Source organism: Paenibacillus sp. CFBP 13594 (assembly GCF_014842675.1).
Classification (GTDB): domain Bacteria; phylum Bacillota; class Bacilli; order Paenibacillales; family Paenibacillaceae; genus Paenibacillus; species Paenibacillus amylolyticus_B.
Map to the genome: position 1 here is coordinate 76,963 of NZ_JACYVQ010000005.1, position 17,973 is coordinate 94,935.

Sequence of the window (17,973 nt, forward strand, 5' to 3'; positions counted from 1 at the left end):
ATGAATAAATGGCAAAATCAAATAAATTTACATTAGCCAAACTTAATACTGTCGATAGCAAAAATAATCAGCGTAAAACAATTTATGTGACACCTGAGAGATATGAAGTAAATATTCATACATTCTTCCGAGAGTCATTGATGGACGATGTTGTTACGGAGTACATTGCACTAGTTGAGGATCTAAGATCTAAGACTGAGATTGACGATGTATTAATTCGTGGAACACTTAGTCTTTTCAACGTATTAATGTTGAAGAAATTCACTGATCTCCCCTTCCCTAAAAAGATTGATTTGGGTGGCCTGATTGGTATTTCACGAAAGTTTATGGACAATGGAATCACTAACGAGGTAATTAATGAGTTTCCCAAGTCAGAGCTTGATAAATTAGAAGAACGATTCAAAGCAGCTCAACAAAATGCAGCTAAAGTGATTGCTGAAATGGCAGTTGCATCAGTAGCACAAGCTCAGGAAATTTCAGATGCAAGTTAAGAATCAAAAAGATTTGGTGAAGTTCCTTCAAAAGTTGAATCAACCTATTGCCAAAGCGCTGAGCAATGATGTGGCTAAGACAGTTAAGACAGTAATGAAAGATAAAGTTAAGGAAGAAGTTTATGACGTGTATGAACCAACGATGTATTCTCGTACTGGTCAATTAGGTAGTGAAGAAAGCATGAAGTCTGAATTAATCAATGACACAACTTTAGTGGTTGAAAATGTACGATCAGATGGTGATAGAAATGTTGCTGAAGTCGTGGCGAGCGGTAGTGGGTATAATTTTGGATTTGAGTATGCAGGTGTTCCACGTCCATTCACTGAGGCAACACGAGAAGAGTTGAGAAATACTGGTGCTCACAAAGCAGCTATGTATAGAGGCTTAAAACGCCAAGGAATTAATTTGAAATAATAAAACACAGGGAGCGTGTTATTTATGGCAGAAAGTTACGATCAATATACATAAGGATGATGTTAATTGAGTAAAAAAGAAGTTAAGCAAAACACATTGCGTGAACCAGCAAAGAAACAAGCAGAAGTAACCGAGGAAATGTGGTTACAGGTTAATGAGGATTACAGATTAATTGTAGATGAATTTATCTCCGTTCAAGACCTCTCTCCGGCTTCAAGAAAACAATATACAAGTGTACTTCGACAATTTGGTTGGTATCTGTATAGCTCGATGAATGACAAACCATTTTATAAAATCACCAAACGCGATTTCTTGCGATATCTGAGTTTCATACGTGACAATCGTAAAATGTCTTCCTCTGCTATTAGCCTAAGAAAATCTGTTGTATCTAGTCTTTGTAACCACATCGAAAATATTATCGCAGATGAAGAAGAAAACTATAAAGGTTTTAGAAACTTTACCCGTGGTCTCCCTGCTATCGCTCGGAATAGAGTTTATGAGAAGGTAAAAGTTACAAAAGATGAGTTTGATTCAATGATGAAAATTCTTGAAGAAGATCAAAATTGGTTAGGTATGGCATGGCTTGCAACAGCTTTCCTTGTAGGTGCTAGACGTTCAGAGATTATTCAGTTCAAGTCGGAAATCATGGACTATAAAGTTCCTGAAGGCCAAAACTATGTGCTTTCTCATGTAGTTCGAGGTAAGGGACCTTCAACCGACGGCAAGCCACTAGAGTATATGGTGCCATTAGAGGTTTTACCATATTGGCAAAAGTGGATTGATACACGCGGTTACGAAAGCGAATATGTTTTCACAACTAGATATGGGAATGAGATAAAAGCGATGTCTTCTGCATGGGCTAATGATTTCTGTACAAATGTGTTATCAGACATGTTAGAACGTAGAATTAACGTACATATATTTAAAAACTCATGTATCACATATTTGCTAGAATCTGGTGTGCCGATGCATTTGGTATCTAAATATGTCGCCCATCACAACGATATTTCAACAACACAAATTTATGACTTGAGAGATTTCGAAGAAGAAAAGAATCAGATTTTCTAAATTGGAGGTATAAATGAAAGCTAAAATTCACGGAATTGAAGTTGAGGGTACACCAGAAGAAATTCTGGAATTCAACTTAAAAATGGAGAAGCATATTAATCAGCTAGTCTTTGACATGAAGAAATATTCTCCCTTCCCATCGCCTAGCGTCGCCCCATCACCTCATCTACACCCCCAAATCACTGCCACCACAAACCATTCAAAATGTATTACTGTACCAATTCAAAAATCAAATGTGATTATGGATGTCGATTACGGAAGAGGAAAAACAAATGTCACTATTAAAGACATAGAAAATAAGACCATTCAGACCACCCCACTCACTGAGACAGACAACCAGAGTTGCAAATCTATATCTGAGTTTATAATTTATCATGTGGCACGTAAAAATATTGACTGTGTCCATATTGACACCACTGGTGCAGGTATAGGGGTATACGATCATTTGATGCAGTCACAAATTAGAGACAAGGTTATCCCATTTGCATATAAACGGTTTTAGTAAAATTACCATTTCATTTTGATTTTAAGGGAGCAGATAAATGATAATCAAGAACAATCAAGTGGAACAGCTATTCGAGTTTCTCCACTCTCTTGAGTTGGAACGAAAACCAAGTCGAATGAGAACACGACTTAAAACCCTATTAAAGAATAGACTCTTGGAGCTCGCAAATGAAACCGTTGAAATCAATAAGCAACACATCATTTATGATGAGAATAATCAACCCGTCCAACAAGGTGAAGAAGTTTTGATCAAAGACAAGGCGGCTTGGCTTAAAGACATTAATGAGTTTTACAATGAGGAGTTCGAGATACCTCAAGATATTAACAATAAAGAAATGCTACTTTCGGTGAAGGATAGTATTCTCAATCATTCTCCCTCTACTTTTAAGGGAAATGAAGCAGACATTTACGATACGGTCTGTGAATTGGTTGAACAAATTGAATATGAGTAAACATTGAGAAGCGATCATTTGAATCGCTTCTTTTTTATTTCTCTTTTTAACACTAGAAGCAAAAAGGAAGTGATTTAAGTAGTATGAGCAATGATTTACGCATACTGATTGATGCCTCTATAGACACATCTAGATCAGTCAAGAATATAAATGAAGAAATAAAGTCTCTGGGCAGTCATCCATCCCTCCAATCTCTGAATTTAAAAGTGAATGTCGACCAGTCATTTGTTAAGTCAATGAATGACTTCGTAGCGGCCACAAAAGTTTTAAATACTGCTTTAGAACAGCAACAAAAGGTTGTCAATGAATCTGTTAAGACAACTAAACTGTTGGATGGCTCAATTGAAAAGGTAACACAGAGACAATTAGCCAACGGATCGATCATTACTCAGACCACCAAAAAGATTAATGAAGAAACTAAGGCTTACAGTGAACAAAAGAAAACCCTACAGCAACTTGAAAAAGAATTAGATGGATATTCATTAGCTAGAACCAGAGCCAACAAGAACAAACTTGGTGAGATCAACAGTACGACTAATACATATAAAAATCAGGCTGGTCAACAAGTTAGCGTCAATGTAGACAATGAAGGAAATGTTAAGAATTACAGTCAGATAACTGACTACCTCAAGCAACAACAAGATGCATTACAAAAAGAGCAAGCCATTAATAAGCAACGCGAACAGGTAGCACAGCAAGAACATGTCACACGTAAAGCAATAGCTGACAAGAGTCTCAAAGAGGAAGAACAGCGCAATCAGCAGTTTTTAAATCAACTGAAGACTCGATTTGCTGAGGAGCAGAAGATTGCTCGTGATCGTGATGCTTTGGATAAGGCTCATTATCAAGCATTACAGCAAAATAAAAAAGTGAATGATAATTATACCAAGTCACTTGATGACATGAGCAATAAACTAGCTGTAAGTTTGAGCAACTACCAGCGAAAAGGAAATAAAGAAGCAGTTGATGGCATAAAAGAACTGCAATCCCGACTGAGTCAATTTGCTGAAACTAAAAATGTTGCAAACTACAAGAGCATTATGCAGCAATTGAATAGTGAGTTTAACAAACTTACTACCAATGCAAAAGTTAGCGGACAGAGTGTAAATGGTTTAGGTAATCAATTTTCTCAAGCTACTCGTAAAGTTGCTTTATGGTTGGGTGCCACAGCCGGGGTATTTGCTCCAATCAGAATGTTGAAAAGTGGATTGCAAGACATATACGACATGGATAAAGCAATGACAGATCTTATGAAAGTTACCGATGAGACTGATGAGACCTATCGTAAATTTGTGCAGACCGCCTCTACGCTGGCAGATTCAATAGGTAACACTACACTCAATGTTATGAAGTCAAGCGCTGAATGGGCAAGACTGGGATACGACATACAGACTGCACAAAACATGGCTAAACAAACTTTGGTTTATCAGAATGTTGGCGATATTAAAACTCCTGAAGATGCTTCCAAACAACTCATCTCATCAATTAAAGGTTTCGGAATAGAAGTTGATAGAGAAGCTAGTAATGTTGCAAAAGTAGTTGATATTTATAATGAAGTTGGTAATAAGTTTGCTATCTCGACTGACGGTATTGGTCAAGCAGTACAGCGTTCAGCATCCTCCCTCTCAACTGCTGGCAACACAATTGAGGAATCCGTAGCGCTGATTACTGCTGCAAATACAACAGTACAAGATCCTGCCAAAGTAGGTAACTCCCTCAAAACCTTATCAATGCGTCTTCGCGGAGTAGATGAGGATGGATCTGCTGTTGATGGGTTGTTGCCTAAATTGGAAGATAAATTCCAATCCATTGGACTTACACTCAAAAAAGATGAAAAGACTTTTAAGAATACCTATGAAATTTTCAGCGACTTGCACAGTGTATGGGACAGACTTAGCGACATTCAACGGGCAGATGTACTGGAACTTGTGGCTGGTAAGATGCAAGGTAATATTGCGGCCTCCATGATTGAAAACTGGAATGATGCCGAGGGAGCATTGGAGGCAGGATTAAATTCATTTGGTTCTGCTGCAAAGGAAAATGCTGCATTTTTGGAATCGATGCAAGGACATATTGCTAAGTTTAAAAATGCCGTATCGGAATATTGGGGAAACAGTGCAAGCAGAGAATTCTTAAACAGTATCATTGATACTGGAACCAAATTGATAAGAACCCTTGGCAATGTGGGGAGAACTGTTGGTATATTAGGTGGATTGTTTATAGCTTTTAGATCAAAAGCTATAATTGCAACAACGGTGAGTTTGTATCAGACTATTGCTGGTTTGTTCGCCACCAAAACCGCTCTCGATGTAACTTCAAGTTCTGCTTCTCGCGCTACAAAAACAATGATTTTGTTTCAACGATCATTGGGTATATTTGGCCTAGCAGTTGGAGTAATATCTACTCTTATAGCAGTATTTTCACAGCTTGACAACGCCACAGAAAAATTTAACGACACTATTGACAAAACTAACAGCAAGCATGAAAAACTGTCAAGTGAACTTCAAGATGCAACATCTTATTATAAAGAGAACTATGACGAGATATCGAAAAGCGCTGATGTAAAAAATAAATTGTTCGAACTACAAAATAGATTGATTGATACATATGGAACAGAAGCAAGTGGATTAGATTTAGTTAATGGTAGATATGATGAGCAAATAGCAAAACTTGATGAACTGCAACAGAAGAAACTTAAGAATGAGATTGACGACAATCAGTTTCTTGTGAATACTCTTAAAGATCAAAAATTCTCAACTCCTGAATTGGGAAACAAAATCTCAGGCATTGCATCCTTCTTTGGCAAAGGGGAACAATCATACAGGTTGGCTGATGGTGGTGGATTTGGTGATCTGGGTATTGAAGAATACTACAAGAAATTGTTAGATCTTCAAGATAAGCTCAGAGAGAACAATACTGACATCTTTGCTTCGTCCTCGTTAATTCCAAAAACACATCAAGAATGGCAGAATGCCCTTGATGCTGTTGGAAGTAAGCTCGATGAACTTGAACCTTCCATGACCCAAATCAACAAACTAGAAGAATCAAAGAAGAAGTATATTGAGAATAATATAGCTGCTCAGCAGGATTACAATGATACACAAAAAGAGCTTTTCAATACTGTTACTAAATCTTTATCTAAACTCCCCACGGACAAGTTTGAAGAAGTTATCAAGAGTGCTTCTACTGAAATCAAAAACTTTGACGGAGCCAATCTCGAAAAAACAGTTGCAACAATTGCAAGATTCGGACAATTAGAAGGTAATCCAGAGGTAGTTCAGAGTCTATATGACATATTTACCAATGCTAAACAAGCATCTGATGGAATGTATCTCTTTGGAGAGTCTTCTGCTAGTGCAACCGAAGAGTCCAAGAAATATGCCGATGCTGTAAATGAAACTATTGGTGAAATTGGCGAACTGAATGATACGCTATACAATCTGTCCAAGGGGCAATCACTTTCTGCGAATGAAATGAACAATCTCATTCTTAAATATCCACAGTTGTCTAAGAATGTAATTAAACTCAAAGATGGATATACGATAGAGAAATCCGCACTTGAGACATTAAAAAAGACAAAAGTTGATTACTTTAAGACACTCGAAACATTGGGACAAAAAGAAGTTATCGGTAACAAACAGGCACTTGTTGATAAGATGAAGATCTGGGGAATTGAAATTGAAGCTCTCTCTACTCTTGCTGAACTGAACGCAGCTAAAGCTCAAGTAGACATGAATATTGCCGCTGAAGTTGTAGTTGAGGATATTACAGGCAAAGGGATTGAGAATCAAGCTGTAATAAATCAAGCCAAAAAAGCTCAACAAGCAGCCGCTGGACCATACAAGGAACTTCTTGATAGAATATACGATCTGAATTCATCATTTAAAACAATGGTTGGTTCGCTTGATGGTGTAGGATCGGCACAAGATAAAGATAAAAAGTCTACCGAAAAGTTAAACAATACATATACAGACACCAATGAAATCCTAACTGAGACGCAGAAGAGATTACTTCAACTAGCCGACGCAATCAAAAAAGTACAGAACGAACGTAGTACAATGGTCAAAGGTTCTAAGGAGTACTTGGCAAATCTCAAAGAAGAGAAGAAATTACTTGAGGACTCAATAGCTACTTCAAAAAGAGCTCTTCAAAATCCTTCTGAGCTAGTTTCTACAAAAGTTAAGACTACTACAAAAACAGCATCTAGTGAACCAGAACCAACTTCTACAGGCACATATTCATCGCCAACAACTTCATCAAGCGGCGGTTACTCTGGTAAATATGCAGATATAATTAATAAATATGCCTCTAAAAATGGCGTTGATCCAAAACTCATTGCTGCTATTATTGCAACTGAGAGTACTTTTAATCCCAATGCTAAATCGCATGCAGGGGCTACTGGTCTAATGCAACTTATGCCGGGAACCGCAAAAGGATTGGGAGTTAAAAATTCCTACGATCCTGAGCAAAACGTTGCAGGTGGCACGAAATACATTTCAGATTTACTCAAAAAGTATAATGGAAACGTTGAGTATGCCTTAGCAGCATACAATGGCGGCCCCGGCAATGTAGATAAGTGGATTAGAAAAGGTCAGATGGGTAACATTCCATTCGCAGAAACAAAGGCATATGCACCTAAAGTTTTAGCTGCATATAGTGAAATTTCAGGTTCTAAGTCGCCCACCTCCACCCCATCAACGAATAGTTCAGCTACAAAAGTTAAAACTACTAGCTCCGATGGTAAGACTACAACCGAAATTATTAAAGCAACTCAAAAAGAACAAGATGATGCTATTCGTGAAGAGAAGCAAAACTTATCATCTAAAGAGGCAAGTCTCTATCAGGTTGGCTTAGATATTGTTGAAACTATAATTGCTGGAACAGATAATGAGATTGCAAAACTACAATCGAAACGTGAATTGTCAGCTAACAAGCAAAGTCGTTACACACAAGATAGTCCTGAATGGCGCAAGGAGGAAATGGCTCAGAGTAGCTACCTTCAGCAAGAACAGAAACTAGTCGAGCAACAGAATAAAGATATCCGTCAACAACTCATTGAGCAAAAGATTACTCAGGGTGAATACGATGCTAAGTTGGCTGAAAATAGTGCTAAGTGGTGGGATTATCAGTCACAAATTGATGATAAACGTAAGAGTATTTTTGATAGTCAAATTGCAGCTTATGAAAAACAAGTAAAGGCAGATGACGATGCTTTAGCTGTATCTGATGCAAATTTGAAATTAATGACCGAAGGTACAGTTGAATACAACAAAGAGCTACACAGTCAAATCCCTATACTTGAACATAAAGGCTCAGTAATTGCAAAAGAGATTGAATACACGAATTCGCTTCTTGCAAATAACAAGCAAAATGCCGTAATGACTGCCTACTACAACGACAAACTTCAAGAACTCAACTTGTCTCTATTGGGTACTAACTCAGCTCTTGCTGATGTTAATAAGACCCTTAAAGACTTACGTGAATCTGCCACTGACAACATTATCGATGAGTATAAGAAGGTTATTGAACAACAACGTGACTTGGCCCTTGAGGCCCTTGATCAGGAACGTGAAAAAGAAGATAAGCGTCATGATGAGCGAACTAAAAACATCGACAAAGAACAAAAGCAGTTTGAGAATTATATCAATGCACGACTCAAAGCGTTTGACCGTGAGAATACATCTACTGATTATACAGAAGAACTTACGAAGAAAATGGATGAGCGCCAAAAGATACAGGACAGAATTAATGTTCTCTCTGCCGACAACTCAATGGCTGGTAAAGCCAAGCGTAAAGAATTAGAAGATCAACTCATTGCTATTGATGAGGAGATTCGAAAATATCAGCGTGATCGTGACCGTGAGTTAGTAAAACAAGGGCTACAAGATCAATTAGACGACCACAAGAACTACAACGATAAAATCAAAGACGAAGAAGATAAACAGCATCAGGATGCTCTTGATAAGTTAGATGATGAGAAGAAAAAGACTGAGCGTAAATACAAAGACATCTTAGAGGATCAAAAGTATTTTTATAATCTCAAACAAGGCTTGATGAGCAATGATGCTATCGTTGTAACTGCTACTCTTGGAATTATTGGTGGCGAGTATGATAAGTTGTTTGCCAATATGAAAACTCATATATTTGAGACATCCAAAGAGATGCAGAATCTTGTAGATCAATTTGAGCTGGGTAAATCCAGTTTAGACAAATTTAAATCTGGTGACTATTCCCCTACTGAACCGGGAAGTGGCGGTAGCACTAGTGGAAACGGCTCAACTGGTCAAACTGGAACCATTAAAGGCACAACTGCTGCTCGTGTAGCTTGGACTGAGTATCTGAGTAATAAGCAGTCTGCTGAGTCGATTAAGGCTGAAATGTCTAAGCTTGATAAAGCTTCTAGTCAGTACAAGAATCTTACTCAACAATTTGATTCACTTAAGTCCAAGAATGATCAATTGCGTTCCGTTTATAATTTTCCTGATGGAAGCTTTAAGGATTTAGTAAATCAGAAAATCTTCAGCGCTGAGACTGGTGGTATGACTCCTGCTGGAATCGGTAAAGAAGGTAAATTCCTATTGGCACATGAGAAAGAATTAATCCTCAATAAGTCTGATACCTCCAACCTATTGAAAGTTGTGGATGTTGTTCGCGGGATTACAGATAAGATCAGAAGTGGATTAGATTTTACTGGTCTATTTTCCAAGACAGCACCTGCATCTTCGACAACAGATAATCGTATACAGATTGATAAGGTTGAAATACATGCCAATGACAAGGATTCTGGTTCAAGTCTTCTCAACAAGTTCGAAAATGCTTTAAACAATAAATTGAAAACAAGAATGATTTAAGGAGAGGGTTAATCCCCTCTTCTTTTTATTTATCGGAAAGGAATGTGTATGTTAGGAGAAATTGACCGTAAGAAGAAACCTATTCAACCACAATACTTTCTTGCAAAGCCTAATCGTGAGATTATCAGTAAATTATCAGAGGTTTTTGATGATGGCATTGATGTCAAATTAAATGATGTGAGCGAATTATCATTTTCCCTCCCCTACTTTATTGATAAGCATCACAAACTGAAGCCAAATAAAAATGTGGAGTTAATCAAGGAACGATATTTAATCAAAGTTGTAACTGGGATTAAAGTTGAATGGTTTATTGTGAATGATATTAGTGATAATCTCGATGATTCGGATGTAATGGAAGTTAAATGTTATTCGTTGGTGCGTGAACTATCGGATAAATTGATAAAGAGTTATGAGGTCGAGTCATACGGAGCAGATAAAGTAATTGAAGACATGCTTCGTCTAGGGAATACAATTTGGAATGTAGATTACATAGATGCAGACTTCAAGCTAAGCAAAAGAGCATTTGAATTTCCCTCCTCTACTGTCCTCGAAGCAATCTATTCTATAGCTGAAGTTTATAATGCAATAGTTACATTTGATACAGATGCAAGAACGTTGAGTATGACTAAACCGGAACTCACAGGGATCAATATGGGACTGACAGTTTCATATGGTAAGCTCATGAAGAGTATGAGTCGTAATCGTAGCTCAGAGGAAATGGTTACACGTCTCTCCGCTACTGGCAAAGATGGATTAGGTATCAATAAGGTAAATCCAACTGGACAAAACTACATTGAAAACTATGGATATTGGATTTATCCATTTGAACGAGATGCCAATAAAACAGTGATTTCACCAAGTCATTGGATGTCGGATTCACTGTGTCATGCGCTGTTGGATTACGAGGCATTAGTTGAAAGTAAGACTGGATTGTTTAAGCAATATCTTGAGGAATTAGAAGGCTATGAGACACAGTTAAACCAGCTCAAGATTGATTTGAATAAACTACAGCAAGATGAAAAAGTCGTACAGGAAGTAACACTGGCTCAACAATTTGGCGATAAGATGTTCTTTGAGAAGTATAGTCATAGTGGAAGCACATCGAGAACATTCAAACTGAACAAGGGCTATAACTATGCTGCTATGATTAAAGTTGACTCCTCTTCTGGTGTGACTGTTGCGTTGAATGGATCTGTTAAGCCTGTTACTTCGGGTAGATGGGTTATGTTAGGTAAGTTAAATAGCCTTGAGACTACAACAATTACCGTTAATGGATCATCCACTGGTGTGTTCATGCAAGTTGCAACGATTTCAATTGAAGAGTATCAGATGGCTGGTAATGATGCAGCTATAGTTGAGCGATACAGTTTAGACAATAAGGAAAATCAAATCAATTTAAAACAGATTGAAGTCAGCAACAAGTTAAATCAGATTACAGATGTGCAGAATCGGACTAAGGCGTTACAAGTGTTATTGGATTCTGAGAATAACTTTACAAGTGCACAGTTGCAAGAGTTGAACTATTATGTAATCGAGCGAGACTTTAATGATGATGTATACATAGATGAGCAAGATTTATACGATGCAGCAATGGAGAAATTTAAAGAGTTGCAAGTTCCACAGTTAGCGGTCGAGATTGATATTGTAAACTTTTTAGAGATAATTGAGGAGCAGAGAAATTGGAAAAAGCTCAACCTTGGTGATTTTGTAAATGTAAAATATGAACCATTGGGGATTGAGTTAACAGCAAGGATTAGTGAAATTAGTTATGACTTTGGTGGATCGAGTATTAAGTTAACGTTGAGTAATGCTAAGAATGTTAACGATGAGAGTACGAGATTAGAGAAATTCTTGAAGGATACAAAGAATACTAGTGTGGTTGTTGATACCAGTAAGACTAAGTGGGGTCAGGCTGTAATATCGTCAAATGATATGACAAGATTGTTTGATAACTTTTGGAATAAAACCACAGATACTATCAACATGGCAAATAATGTTGCTACCCAAATCGATAACCGTGGGATCACTGTGTATTCACCAGACGATAGATTGAAGTTCGTGAGAATTACACATGGCGCAATAGGAATGACAGATAATGGTGGATTATTATATAAAATGGCAATTACTCCCACGCATATCGTAGCCGAAAACGTGTGGGGTAAATTATTTGTTGGTGAAAGATTGACCCTTGGTGATGCTGATGGCTTATTGGAGATAACTGGCCCAAAATTTATGATATTTGATCGTAATCAACGGTTAGTACAACAAATTGGATTACTGTCAGATAATCCTGATGTATTTGGAACAGTTGTAAATCGATATGCTAATGCCAATTCAACCAATTTAGCAAAGATAAATGAGATTGGGATGAATAATAGTCGCGGATTCTATATTGATAAGTTTCGTAATGGAGTACGTTCTGATGTTTTAACCTTATCGACTGACGGAAACTTTAGATTACGCGTTGGTGATAACAATGAAATATTGTTGGTAGATTCCAACGGATTAGCCCTAGGACATAGTCAGTGGAGCCAAGCACCCTTCCGCGTTTCATACGATGGGCGATGTTGGCTGAACGCATTATACGCTGATTCGGCCGAGATTAAAAACTCTCTCTTTAAAGATGGAGCAATTGAAGGTTCTTCCCTCACTTTGCGTGATGGTGACGGAGTGTTCAAAATTTTCCCAAAAATCGGAATGTGGGCTGGAAGTATATCAGAGGGTGCAGAGGATTTTGATAAAGCAGCGTTTAGCGTTGATCTACTGGGAAATCTCAAAGCACACAAGGCCAAATTTTATGGTAAAGCAGGAGAACTATTAATCGATACTGATGCTGGTGTTATAGATCTTGACCATTTTGACATGATCAATGTCGGTAAGCTTATGGCTGAAATGCTTGAAGTTAATACGATTCTTGCAGATGATGGATACATAAACAATTTGACAGTAAACCGACTAAAAACTATTGGTAAAGATGCTAATGTTGGTCAGTACATCGACTACATTGATATTCAAGATAACTTTCAGCGTTATGTAACAGCGCAAGTTTCCGCAAAGGAACAAGCCAAGGATTCGCGTAACAGGCTTCTGTTTTGGCAGGACAGCGAAAAACGCATCTTGACTACAGAAAATACGGGAATTATTGCATACTCCTATACTCTGCCCGAATCAAGTATGAAGGTAAAACGTGAAACAACATTCTTGGGTTCGGGAGATGCTGCTCAGCCAGTAGAGAAAATTGGCACAGGTGACGGTGGCCCAGATGATCGAGCCAAGATGGTCAATACCAAATACAATGGCGGCTACAAACAGGAGTACAAAGCTTCAAATACAGCTAGATTAAGAAGTGTAGACCTCGCAGATGATGGAATACTTATTAAAAGTGATGGTGGTGATATTAATATCACAATGGACTCCTTCAATGTACTTGCTAAGAAGTCGGTCAAGATAGGTATCGAATCTGGCTCTTTCATTGAAATAGCTCAAAACGGCGACATCAATATTAACTCCACAAGAAATGTAAAAATTAATGGTACTCGTATTGATTTGAACTAAACTTTTCCAAATATAATACCGATATATATAGTATAATCTATCTAGATAAGCAGGATAAATTTACTATAAAAATTCGGAGGTACATAACTTATGAAGAAGATATTAACTAAGCTACCAACTTTCATGCTTGGTGCAATTGTTGGTATTGCAGTAACTGCTGGATCTGCCGTTGGAGCGGCAACTTATTTTAAAGCCACTCAAAGTAATGTTAAGGTTGTTGTAGATGGAACTCAAGCTACATTGTCTGTAAGTCCAATGAACATTGGAGGCAAGCTTTATCTTCCAGTACGAGATACGGCAAATGCCATGGGCTATTCTGTTGAGTCTGTTACCAACACTCAGGTTTCATTAAAAGAGTCGTCGAATAGCTCCAATACAACTACATCAACATCTAACAGTTCAACTACTACTGCCCCAAGCAATTCTACAAACGCAAATACTACAGCAAGTAAAAAGGTGAAAAATTTGAAAGAGACTTACTCTACTGATGACAAATTAGATGTTGAGAAGATTCGTACAGCATTAAATAGCGGAACTCTTGGGGTTAATGACCAAGATAGCTCAACTTCAAAGACACTACTAATGCTAGCTATTGAAGAGAACAATTATGAGGCTTACAAAGCAATTAAACGCAATGCACTTGACCCCAATATTCGAGATTCGCAGGGAATGACAGCTTTGCACATTGTCGCTCAAAATGAGGATAGATTTTATTTCGGAGAACTTAAAAGTCTAAAAGCTGATCCAGAGATAAAAAACAATAATGGAGAAAAAGCTATTGATCTTGTAGAGAAAGATTCTGCTATGTATGACTTGTTACGAATCTATATGTTCTAATTAAATCAATACAATATTCCAAGAGACCTTGAAATTTTAAGGTCTCTTTTTTATGATCATATATTACTTTTGTTCTAATGGTGTTGATAATATTATGTTTTTGTCCCCAAGTTGTATAGTTGTTCCCTCTGGTATCCATCCGATTTTATAATGAAGAATCTCAGCAATTTCCTTTATTTCAGAGTACTTTATTGTTCCTCTTGTAAGTTTGTTATTTAAATTTTGAACAGAGTCTTCTCTATTGTACTTTTCATTAAGTAGTTTAATTAAGTCAGACATTCCCATGCCTTTGTTAATGAGAACAAGTTTGATTTCATTTTTTAAATTAGACATATCCCACCTCTTGATTAAGATACTACATTCGACTGAAGTATGCAACTTTTAAACCACAGAGTATAAAACTGTTGACTTCCGGTATATTTTAGTGTACTTTTAAACTGTGAAGTATAATTTTATACAGGAGTTGATAGCATGCGTACCAAAGTCCAATATGTTGCACCTTTTGATTCAGTTGAGAGTATTTACTATGTCCGAGATCAATACGGTTCTGTCTGGCATTCAATTGGTAAAAACAAAGAAGCAGCAGTTAAGAATGCTAAAGGTAAAGAAGAAATATTAAGCTATAGGATTTACAATCCACACAAGTATAAGAAATTTCACAACTATGACTTCAAGAATCTAATTCTTGATATGTTGGAACAAATGGAACTGCAAGATACATATGAGTACGAATTGGTGTTGAAGTGGAAAAATTACGAGGTGTTTGAGTTTATGAAGAAATCCTCCCTCATGCCTTGCGATTTGTTATTAGAGATTAATAAATATCAAATAGGAAAGTGGATGTTATAGACCTGTGAAAAAAGGAATTCCTCTTGCACAAGCATATCCTGAATCCATTTCACAATGGAACTTTAGGAAGAATACTGATATCAAACTAGACGATGTTTCATCGGGAAGTCACAAGAAAGTTTGGTGGATTTGTGAGCATGGTCATGAATGGGAAGAAACCATAAAAAACCGATTTGGAGTTTATAAAAGAGGCTGTCCTTACTGTTCTGGAAGACGAGTTTCCGATAAAAATTCTCTGTTTGTGAATTATCCTGATAAAATGACGGAATGGGATTGGAATAAAAATAAAAGTCATCCTAACGATATTTCTTTTGGTTCCAAGAAAAAAGCTTGGTGGATATGCAGTACCTGTAATAGCAGTTATGATATGATCATTGGTAATAAAACTACTAAAAATCAAGGATGTCCTTATTGTAGTGGCAATCGCGTTAACGCAACCAACTCTCTTTTGAACAACTTTCCTAAAGTGTCAAGAGAGTGGAGTTATACATTAAATACGACAATGAAGCCTGATAAAATCTCTAAATATAGTAATAAGAAGGCGTGGTGGACATGTAACAAATGCAAGAGCGATTTTTACAGTATCATCTCGGATAGAACCTTCAAGGGACAGGGATGTCCTTATTGTGCGGGAAAAAGTGTTAATGAAACAAACTCTTTGCGAACTACCCATCCTCGCATTGTTCGAGAATGGAACTATGAAATGAACTCCGAATCACCAGATTCAGTTACTCATGGAAGTGTTAAAGTTGTTTGGTGGACATGTAACAAATGCAAGAGCAACTATGACATGTCAGTAGATGGCCGAGCCATATCGGGACTAAATTGTCCATATTGCGTGGGAAGAAGAGTTAATGACACTAACTCCTTGGCTCAACTTAGAAAAGATTTATTAGATGAATGGAATTTTGAAAGAAACAGTTCAATTATTAGTCCTCATGAGGTTACAGTTAGCTCAAGAAAAAGAGTTTGGTGGAAGTGCAAAAAAGGACACGAATGGGAAGCAGTTATTTATTCACGTAGTTATGTAGGCTGTCCTCGGTGTAAAGAGTCAAAGGGTGAATTATCAGTTCAAAGATTTCTTGATGCAAATAAAATCAACTATAAAAGACAATGGACTTTCTCAGACTGTATTAATAAACAATCACTACCTTTTGATTTCGCAGTTTTAGATAAATGTAATATGATAATGTGTTTAATTGAATTTGATGGTGAATTTCACTATAGACCCATGATGGGCGAAGAAAGACTACAATATATACAACACAACGACAAAATAAAAGACGACTACTGCAAAGACAACAACATCCCACTAATACGCATTCCCTACTGGGAGTTCAAAAACATCGACTCAATACTCACCGAGCGATTAACTGAATTGGGTGTCCTCTCCCCTGCTTTGGTTGAAGTTTAGTGTCAATTACTTATATTGTAATTTGTAACTCAATATTATTACGATAATGTTACCAATGCTCGGCAAACTTTTATATAATATCATATGCTTGCACCAATAACAAGAATAATTTCCGCAAAAGGGTATCATTTTCACTTAATTTGTGGCATAATAAGGAGTATAAGGTATAGGAACACATGTTCTTTAATCTTATGTGTTTAGAGGAGGTAATTTAAATGAACGAATCTCACTTCAATGTCGATACTATTGCTTTTTACTTAAACCATTTAAAAAAAGAAATTTCCCCAATTAAACTTCAAAAAAGTCTTTATTTCTTGTTTGCTTATCACGGTGCTACATATGGTCATGAATTAGGTGAAGGAGTGTCCGAAGGCTCAAATATTAGTACCAAGCAACTTTTTGATGCCAAGTTCGAAGCATGGAAGTTTGGGCCAGTTATCCGTGAGGTTTATGTTAAGGATAAGAGGGGCGAGTATACTGACGTAGCTGGAATCCGTGATGCAGTTGAACAAGTGTCTGCTGAACATGAGATTAAAAATTTCATTGATGATCTGTTTGGTCAAATTGATTCGGTAAGCGATTTTCAACTAGTCGAAAGAAGTCATCAAGACAACGCTTGGAAAAATGCCTATCAGGTCGCTCAATCTACTGAGATTGACAATGAATTTTTAATTACCGAATACAAGACAAGGTATGTGGCCGATGTTGATTAATTTCTCAGGATCTTTCGAGAAAAAAGATGGCTTTCTATCGCAGATAGCCAAGAGTAAAATGAAAACAGAAGTTAGTGTCTTTTCTAAAAAAAAGAAACAACAGGCAATGAAAGTCATTGAAAAAATGGAAGCAAGTTATGAATTTTATAGTGACGAAGTAAAGAAATCGAAAAAATTGCCTGACAGTTATTTCACAAATTTCTTACACGAATCAACTAAGCAAGAAGTAAAAGGTGGCGTAATTTCAGTTTTTACTGACCACTCTATTGTGGACACCCTGAAGGGTGACTATGTACGCCTTAACACAAAAATAATTAACTGTCTCCGACAATATTATCCCTCCCTAACTGATAATAAAGAGGTATTTAAAAGCAATTTACAAGATATTGCTGGCAATCCTAGACCAGTTAGAATTTTCTCAATCGCCGATATTGATTTATCACAACACAAGTGTCTTTTTCAGATCATTCTTATTGATCCCTTCCATTTAGTAATTCCAAGTGATCATGGAGGGTTGAATAGTCGAGAAATGGAGCAACAGGCATTTAACAGTAATTCTAGAAATGAAGTCTGTATGTCCACTTATGTTGAGAATATGCAACGCCAAAGATAACTTTTATATACCTTTTAGGCACTCACTATTTGAGTGCTTTTTATATTCCCATGAAAGCATACTTTTATCGCATAAAAATCATATTTTATAAGATGTAAATAACACTTATTTTTTACAAGCAATTTAACGCATATTTTTTGAGAAAAAAGTTCATATTAAATGCGAAAAAAATTACGTCATTTTATGTGTAAAATAGTATGCATTTTATGCC

General features: G+C 36.8%; 13 protein-coding genes. 12 read left to right on the forward strand and 1 reads right to left on the reverse strand.

Annotated features, from left to right (window positions below):
* Positions 1 to 8: 8 nt before the first annotated feature.
* The 8 genes from IFU39_RS16900 (at position 9) to IFU39_RS16935 (ending at position 14,173) form a co-directional block, all read left to right on the forward strand.
* Positions 9 to 491, forward strand: coding sequence for a hypothetical protein (locus IFU39_RS16900; RefSeq protein ID WP_192133926.1), 483 nt, complete (start codon positions 9 to 11; stop codon positions 489 to 491).
* Positions 481 to 906, forward strand: coding sequence for a hypothetical protein (locus IFU39_RS16905; protein ID WP_244661015.1), 426 nt, complete (start codon positions 481 to 483; stop codon positions 904 to 906). The genes IFU39_RS16900 and IFU39_RS16905 overlap by 11 nt, the downstream gene beginning before the upstream one ends.
* A gap of 66 nt (positions 907 to 972) precedes the next feature.
* Positions 973 to 1,974: a tyrosine-type recombinase/integrase gene (locus IFU39_RS16910; RefSeq protein WP_244661016.1), complete on the forward strand. Its 1,002-nt coding sequence runs from the start codon at positions 973 to 975 to the stop codon at positions 1,972 to 1,974.
* A 13-nt stretch (positions 1,975 to 1,987) separates the two neighbouring features.
* A complete protein-coding gene (locus IFU39_RS16915; protein WP_192133928.1) occupies positions 1,988 to 2,476 on the forward strand; it encodes a hypothetical protein in 489 nt (162 codons plus the stop codon).
* 40 nt (positions 2,477 to 2,516) lie between these two features.
* Entirely contained in the window at positions 2,517 to 2,930 is a 414-nt protein-coding gene (locus IFU39_RS16920; RefSeq protein WP_192133931.1) for a hypothetical protein, read from the forward strand.
* 83 nt (positions 2,931 to 3,013) lie between these two features.
* The gene (locus tag IFU39_RS33245; protein WP_192133933.1) at positions 3,014 to 9,781 is read left to right on the forward strand and encodes a phage tail tape measure protein; all 6,768 of its coding nucleotides are present in this window, start codon (positions 3,014 to 3,016) and stop codon (positions 9,779 to 9,781) included.
* A gap of 48 nt (positions 9,782 to 9,829) precedes the next feature.
* Positions 9,830 to 13,336 (forward strand): phage tail spike protein, encoded by a 3,507-nt coding sequence (locus tag IFU39_RS16930; protein WP_192133935.1) that lies wholly within the window; start codon positions 9,830 to 9,832, stop codon positions 13,334 to 13,336.
* Positions 13,337 to 13,426: 90 nt separating this feature from the next.
* Complete coding sequence (locus tag IFU39_RS16935) at positions 13,427 to 14,173, forward strand: stalk domain-containing protein (RefSeq protein WP_192133937.1); 747 nt, start codon at positions 13,427 to 13,429, stop codon at positions 14,171 to 14,173.
* A 63-nt stretch (positions 14,174 to 14,236) separates the two neighbouring features.
* Here the strand turns inward: IFU39_RS16935 and IFU39_RS16940 are convergent, their stop codons facing one another.
* Positions 14,237 to 14,506 carry an LLM class flavin-dependent oxidoreductase gene (locus IFU39_RS16940; RefSeq protein ID WP_197997815.1) on the reverse strand — a complete coding sequence of 90 codons (270 nt, stop codon included), beginning with the start codon at positions 14,504 to 14,506 and terminating at the stop codon, positions 14,237 to 14,239.
* Positions 14,507 to 14,644: 138 nt separating this feature from the next.
* On the opposite strand from IFU39_RS16940, the gene IFU39_RS16945 reads away from it, so the two are divergent.
* From IFU39_RS16945 to IFU39_RS16960, 4 genes are all read left to right on the forward strand, one after another.
* Positions 14,645 to 15,022 carry a hypothetical protein gene (locus IFU39_RS16945; protein ID WP_192133939.1) on the forward strand — a complete coding sequence of 126 codons (378 nt, stop codon included), beginning with the start codon at positions 14,645 to 14,647 and terminating at the stop codon, positions 15,020 to 15,022.
* A 4-nt stretch (positions 15,023 to 15,026) separates the two neighbouring features.
* Positions 15,027 to 16,436 (forward strand): zinc-ribbon domain-containing protein, encoded by a 1,410-nt coding sequence (locus IFU39_RS33255; RefSeq protein WP_192133941.1) that lies wholly within the window; start codon positions 15,027 to 15,029, stop codon positions 16,434 to 16,436.
* Positions 16,437 to 16,651: 215 nt separating this feature from the next.
* Positions 16,652 to 17,149, forward strand: coding sequence for a Panacea domain-containing protein (locus tag IFU39_RS16955; protein ID WP_192133943.1), 498 nt, complete (start codon positions 16,652 to 16,654; stop codon positions 17,147 to 17,149).
* A 58-nt stretch (positions 17,150 to 17,207) separates the two neighbouring features.
* Positions 17,208 to 17,762, forward strand: a complete 555-nt coding sequence (locus IFU39_RS16960) for a hypothetical protein (protein ID WP_192133945.1) — start codon at positions 17,208 to 17,210, stop codon at positions 17,760 to 17,762.
* Positions 17,763 to 17,973: the final 211 nt, after the last annotated feature.